Source organism: Methylobacterium sp. 275MFSha3.1 (assembly GCF_900108435.1).
In the GTDB taxonomy this organism is placed as follows: Bacteria; Pseudomonadota; Alphaproteobacteria; order Rhizobiales; family Beijerinckiaceae; genus Methylobacterium.
The window spans coordinates 114,442-119,957 of sequence record NZ_FNWP01000023.1; the positions used below are offsets into that span (position 1 = coordinate 114,442).

Below are 5,516 nucleotides of genomic sequence, written 5' to 3' on the forward strand. Positions count from 1 at the left end.
TCCGCTCTGCAGAACGACCAGAACGTGCATCTGGCGGACTTGAAGTCGGCCCGGGCCGGCCCGTGGGACGTTCCGCCGTCATCCGCGGTGACGCGGCGCCCCGGTCGTGGCATGGCGCGGCCATGCTGATGCTCGCCCTCCTCATCGCCCTGCTGGCCGTCGTGGTCGCCATGCTCGTGCTGCGGCGGTGGACCGGGCGGCTGGCCTCGCTCGCGACGCTCCTGGCCGGAGCGATCATGGTCCTGTGGCTCGCCGAGGTCGGCCTGCTTCCCGGAACGCAGGGCCCGTTGACGGCGTACCGCCCCCTCGTGCCCGGGCTCGACCGGTAACGGTTCGGTAAGCGTACCGGCGGAGCATGGGGTATGCCCACGCTCTCCGCCCCGCGCCTGCTCACGTTCCTGGTGTCGGCCGTGCTGATCGGCCTCGCCGTCGCCAGCCTCTACACGCGCATCCCGATGGTCGGAAAAACCGTCGTGGCGCACCGGCAATGGTTCTTCATCGGCGCCTACGCCCTGCTCGCACTCGGGGTGACCACCCGCAGCCTGTAGTGGACCGCGCCGCGGTCCGTTCGCCACCGCGCGCCGCGCCGAGGAGGCCGGAATGGCCCTGAAGACCACCTACCTCGTGCAGCCGTTCGAGCTGCACCGGAATCGCCTGCGGCCGGCCCATCAGGAGCCCGCGCAGAGCGAGTTCGGCGCCCTCAAGAAGGCGGAGGCGCTGGCCGCCCGCATGCCGGGCGCGGCGGCCCTCAGGGTCGTGGCCGACGACGAGACCGGGGAACTCGAGGGCGTCACGATCCTCGGCCAGTTCGGGACCGTTCCGGACGATTTCGCCGAGAGCCTGCTGGGGGGCTGATGCGGCCCGCGGGTCCCGGCTTACATCCGGCCGCGTCTGGGGGTGCGACACGGGCGACCTCCGATTGCGGCCCTCCGGAAACTACGTAGAAACAGCGGAGACTGATCCTTGCGAGCTCCGGCGCTCGCCGAGCTCGCATCCGTGCCCCGCTATTTCATCGACCTCCACGACGGCGCCAACTTGGTTCGCGACCGCGACGGCTTCGATCTTCCGGATCTCGCCGCGGCGCGGGCGCAGGCGGTGCGCATCCTGACGCGGCTCGCGCAGGGCTTGACCGATCCGATGGAGCGGCAGGATTACGTGCTCGCCGTGCGCGACGAGCAGGGCGCGGTCCGCCTGCGCCTGCGGCTCTCCTACGATGTCGAGGGCGGCTGACGGCCCGGCCGCGCGCGGGTCGGGAAAGCGGGAGATCGTATGCGACGCTCAACAGGTCTGACCGGCCCGCTCGCGGCGGCGCTCCTGCTGCTCGCCGCCGCCGGGCCGGCAGGGGCGCAGACCGCGCCGCCCCCGCCCACGGGATCCGCCGCGGCGACGGCCGACAACGCCGTGCTGCTGACGGTCTTCCTGCGCCACGACCAGTCCCGCCCGCTGGCGGAGCTGAACGCGCAGCTCGCCAAGCAGGGCTTCTACAAGGCCTTCCCGCCGCCGGGCATCGAGGTCGTCTCGTGGAACGTCGTCATGGGGATCGGGCAGATCATCGTCCTGCGGCTGCCCGCCTCCCGCCTGCGCGAGGTCAACCGCGTCCTGGAGGACACCGCCTGGGGCGCGTACCGGACCGAGTTCTTCCCGACCTACGATTACAGGGCCGTGGGCCTCGCGGAGCACGAGAAGGCGCGCTGAGACCGTCCCGGCCGCCTCAGGCCGGAACCGCGCCGCCCGGACCGACCGGCCCGAGATCCAGCGCGTCGTCCCACAGGTAGGGGTGGCCGAGGCGCTTGGCCGCGTACATCGCCGCGTCCGCCCGCTCCACCAGGGCCTCAGCCCGGGTGGCGTGCAGGGGCGCGCAGGCCACGCCGATCGCCGCGCCGATGCGGATCGGCGTTCCGGTCCCGAGATCGTACGGCTCGGCGAGGCGCGTCTGGAGGCGCAGGGCGAAGCCGAGGGCCGGCGCTGGCGCCGCGTCGCCGAGCAGGATGGTGAACTCGTCGCCCCCGAGCCGCGCGGCGCAATCCCCCGCGCCGAGCGCCGCCCGCAGGCGCTCGGCCAGGTGTCGCAGGAGCGCGTCGCCCACCGCGTGCCCGTGGCGGTCGTTCACCGGCTTGAAGCCGTCGAGGTCGAGGCACAGCAGCGCGCAGGGCGCGCCGTCGAGGTCGGCCAGGGTCCGGTCAAGCCGGGCCGCGAACAGGTGGCGGTTCGGCAGGCCGGTCAGCGGGTCGTGGTGGGCCATGTAGCGCAGGAGCGATTCCGCCCGGCGGCGCTCGGTCACGTCCTCCCACAGGGCGGTCCAGCCGCCGCCGGCCTGCGGGTGCAGCGTGATCGCGACCTGGCGCCCGTCCGCGAGCGTCTGGACCACGACGTCGGTCGCGCCCCGGGCGAGGAGCCGCCGCCGCGCCGCCCAGAGGCCGCAGGGATCCCGGTCGGCCGGGACCGCCCCCGCGGCGCTCGCCGCGCCCACCGCCCGGGCATGCATGCCGGGCCGGATCCGGTTCGCGGGCGGGCCGAACAGGCGCCGGAACCCGTCGCTCACGAACAGCAGCCGGTCGGCGGAATCGAACAGGCACAGGCCGTGCGGCAGCGAGTCCAGCGCCTGGACGATGCCGGGTCCGAGCTTGCGCCCGCGGCCGAGCCCGTCCTGGCGCCGGGCGCAGGCCGCCTGCCGGTGGCGCCGCGCCAGCCTCGTCGCCGCCCTGCCCGCCTCCGCCGCCATGGCCGGTCCCCCGAAACGCCCGACAGCGTCGTCGGGCGATCGCCGGAACGTGCCGGCTCGGAAATTAGTCTCCGGTCTTCATAGAATGGGATTCCTTTCGCCAACCTTGACGAAAGTCGTGCGCGTTGAGCGATCTTCGCGGAGATTGACCATCCGCAAGTTGAGACCGCGATCCCGACGCGCGAACTCTGTCGGTCGACACGGCGGCGCGGTCGTCGAGCCGCGCCGCCGTCCCGGGTGCCGCCGCGCGGCCCCCGGGACGACGTCTATCGGCGGCGCGTCAGGGCGCGTCGTGCGGGCCGTGATGGCCGTCGAGCACCGTGTCGCTGGTCGGGACCGTCGCGGCGACGGCCTCGGCGCGGCGGATGTCGGGCGCGGTCGCCTCCTCCACGAAGGCCGCCACGGCCTCGCTCAGCGGCAGCGTGCGGGTCTGCTGGCTGCCGAGCCGCCGGATCGAGACCGTGCGCTCCTCCGCCTCGCGGCGGCCGAGCGCCAGCAGCACCGGCACCTTGGCGAGCGAGTGCTCGCGGACCTTGTAGTTGATCTTCTCGTTGCGCAGATCCGCCTCGACCCGCAGGCCGGCGCGCTCCAGGGTGCGGATGACGTCCCGGGCGTAGGGATCGGCCTCGCCGGTGATCGTCGCCACCACCACCTGGACCGGCGCCAGCCACAGGGGGAAGTGCCCGGCGAAGTGCTCGATCAGGATGCCGGTGAAGCGCTCCATCGAGCCGCAGATCGCCCGGTGGACCATCACGGGCGGCTTCCGGGCGCCGTCGGCGTCGATGTAGAAGGCGCCGAACCGCTCGGGCAGGTTGAAGTCCACCTGCGTGGTCCCGCACTGCCAGTCGCGGCCGATGGCGTCGCGCAGCACGTACTCGAATTTGGGCCCGTAGAACGCGCCCTCCCCCGGGTTGACCGCCGTCTTGATCCGGCCGGCCGACTGCTCCTCGATCTGCGCCAGCACGCGGGTCATCACGTCCTCGGCGTGGTCCCAGAGGGCGTCGGAGCCGACGCGCTTCTCGGGCCGGGTCGAGAGCTTCACGACGATCTGGTCGAAGCCGAAATCCGCGTAGGTCGAGAGGATCAGGTCGTTGATCTTCAGGCACTCGTCGGCGAGCTGGTCCTCGGTGCAGAAGACGTGGGCGTCGTCCTGCGTGAAGCCGCGCACGCGCATCAGCCCATGCATGGCGCCGGACGGCTCGTAGCGGTGGACGATCCCGAACTCGGCCATGCGCAGGGGCAGGTCGCGGTAGGATTTCAAGCCGTGCTTGAAGATCTGCACGTGGCCCGGGCAGTTCATCGGCTTGAGGGCGAACCAGCGCTTGTCCTCGGCCTCCTCGCCCGCGGACTGCGCGGCGAACATGTTCTCCCGGTACCAGCCCCAGTGGCCGGAGGTCTCCCACAGGGCCTTGTCGAGGATCTGCGGAGCGTTCACCTCGGCGTAGTCGCCGCGCAGGCGCCGGCGCATGTAGGCGATCAGCTCCTGGAAGATCGTCCAGCCTTTGGCGTGCCAGAAGACGACGCCCGGCCCCTCCTCCTGGAAGTGGAACAGGTCCATCTCGCGGCCGAGCCGTCGGTGGTCGCGGCGCTCGGCCTCCTCCAGCCGGTGCAGGTAATCGTCGAGATCGGCTTGGTTCGCCCAGGCCGTTCCGTAGATGCGGGTCAGCATCGGGTTGTTCGAGTCGCCGCGCCAGTAGGCCCCCGCGACCTTCATCAGCTTGAAGGCGGTGCCGACCTTGGCCGTCGAGGTCATGTGCGGGCCGCGGCAGAGGTCGAACCAGTCGCCCTGGCGGTAGATCTTCAGGTCCTCGCCCGGCGGGATCGCGTCGACCAGCTCGACCTTGAAGCCCTCGCCCTTGCCGGCGAACAGCGCCCGCACGTCCTCGCGCGTCCAGACTTCCTTCGTGAAGGGCGCGTCGCGCGCGATGATCTCGCGCATCTTCGCCTCGATCTTCGGGAAGTCCTCGGGCGTGAACGGGGTCTCGCGATGGAAGTCGTAGTAGAAGCCGTTCTCGATCACCGGGCCGATCGTGACCTGCGTCTTTGGCCAGAGCGCCTGCACGGCCTCGGCGAGCACGTGCGCGCAGTCGTGCCGGATCAGCTCCAGGCTGCGCGGGTCGGTGCGGTCCAGGAACTCGATGCGGGCATCGCGGTCGATCGGGTCGTCGAGGTCGGCGACCGTGCCGTCGAGCGCCATGGCGACGGTGCGCTTGGCCAGCGACTTGGCGATGCCCTCGACCACGGCCCGGCCGGTCGTGCCGGCGGCGATCTCCCGCGTGTTGCCGTCGGGGAAGGTGAGAATCGGCATGGTACGAGCGTCTCCGGGCTCAGTCCTGCATACGGGGCAGGTAAGCGGTTTCGAGGGAGCGGCCGTGTAGACCGATTTCTCGGGCGAGGGAACAACGGTGCGGCGCAACTCCACGCATCCCTGCCCTTCGTCCGCCGTTCGGGTGCGCGTGATCGTCCCCGCGCGCGTGGCGCCGGGGGCATGGCCTGGGAGGCGAGCACGAGGGACGCGGGACGCCGCGGGAACCCAGGTGTCGGCCAAGTACGCGCGGGATCCGATCCCCGCGGCGCCCCGCGGCATCGGCCGGGCATGGTCCCCGGCCGCTGCCGTCTGTCTCGTCGCGGCGTCTCCGACGTCCCGGTCCTGCGACTCCCCGTTAGCGGTCTCTGTCGAGGTGCAGGCACGCCGTACTCGCACGCCGTGCCCGCACCTCCGGAACCCGCATCGGCGCCGTGGCCTTCCAGCCGTTCCCCGCCTCGTAGTGGGCGGGTCCGCAGGTCGCTCAGG

Annotated in this window: 7 protein-coding genes; 5 read left to right on the forward strand and 2 right to left on the reverse strand. The window is 72.0% G+C overall.

The window, feature by feature from the left end:
- The first annotated feature begins 122 nt into the window (after window positions 1-122).
- The 5 genes from BLW78_RS24170 to BLW78_RS24190 all read left to right on the forward strand — a co-directional run bounded on the left by BLW78_RS24170 (window position 123) and on the right by BLW78_RS24190 (window position 1,695).
- Complete coding sequence (locus BLW78_RS24170) at window positions 123-329, forward strand: hypothetical protein (protein ID WP_091682559.1); 207 nt, start codon at window positions 123-125, stop codon at window positions 327-329.
- Window positions 330-362: 33 nt separating this feature from the next.
- Complete coding sequence (locus BLW78_RS24175; protein WP_012318898.1) at window positions 363-548, forward strand: hypothetical protein; 186 nt, start codon at window positions 363-365, stop codon at window positions 546-548.
- A gap of 52 nt (window positions 549-600) precedes the next feature.
- On the forward strand, window positions 601-855 hold the full coding sequence (locus BLW78_RS24180) for a hypothetical protein (protein WP_091682561.1): 255 nt from the start codon (window positions 601-603) through the stop codon (window positions 853-855).
- A 141-nt stretch (window positions 856-996) separates the two neighbouring features.
- Window positions 997-1,230 (forward strand): DUF6894 family protein, encoded by a 234-nt coding sequence (locus BLW78_RS24185; RefSeq protein WP_026605249.1) that lies wholly within the window; start codon window positions 997-999, stop codon window positions 1,228-1,230.
- 39 nt (window positions 1,231-1,269) lie between these two features.
- Window positions 1,270-1,695 carry a hypothetical protein gene (locus BLW78_RS24190; RefSeq protein WP_091682562.1) on the forward strand — a complete coding sequence of 142 codons (426 nt, stop codon included), beginning with the start codon at window positions 1,270-1,272 and terminating at the stop codon, window positions 1,693-1,695.
- A gap of 16 nt (window positions 1,696-1,711) precedes the next feature.
- On the opposite strand, the gene BLW78_RS24195 is transcribed toward BLW78_RS24190, so the two are convergent.
- Both BLW78_RS24195 and thrS read right to left on the reverse strand, forming a co-directional pair.
- Entirely contained in the window at window positions 1,712-2,722 is a 1,011-nt protein-coding gene (locus BLW78_RS24195) for a sensor domain-containing diguanylate cyclase (protein WP_091682564.1), read from the reverse strand.
- Window positions 2,723-3,002: 280 nt separating this feature from the next.
- Window positions 3,003-5,030, reverse strand: a complete 2,028-nt coding sequence (thrS, locus tag BLW78_RS24200; RefSeq protein ID WP_091682565.1) for a threonine--tRNA ligase — start codon at window positions 5,028-5,030, stop codon at window positions 3,003-3,005.
- Window positions 5,031-5,516: the final 486 nt, after the last annotated feature.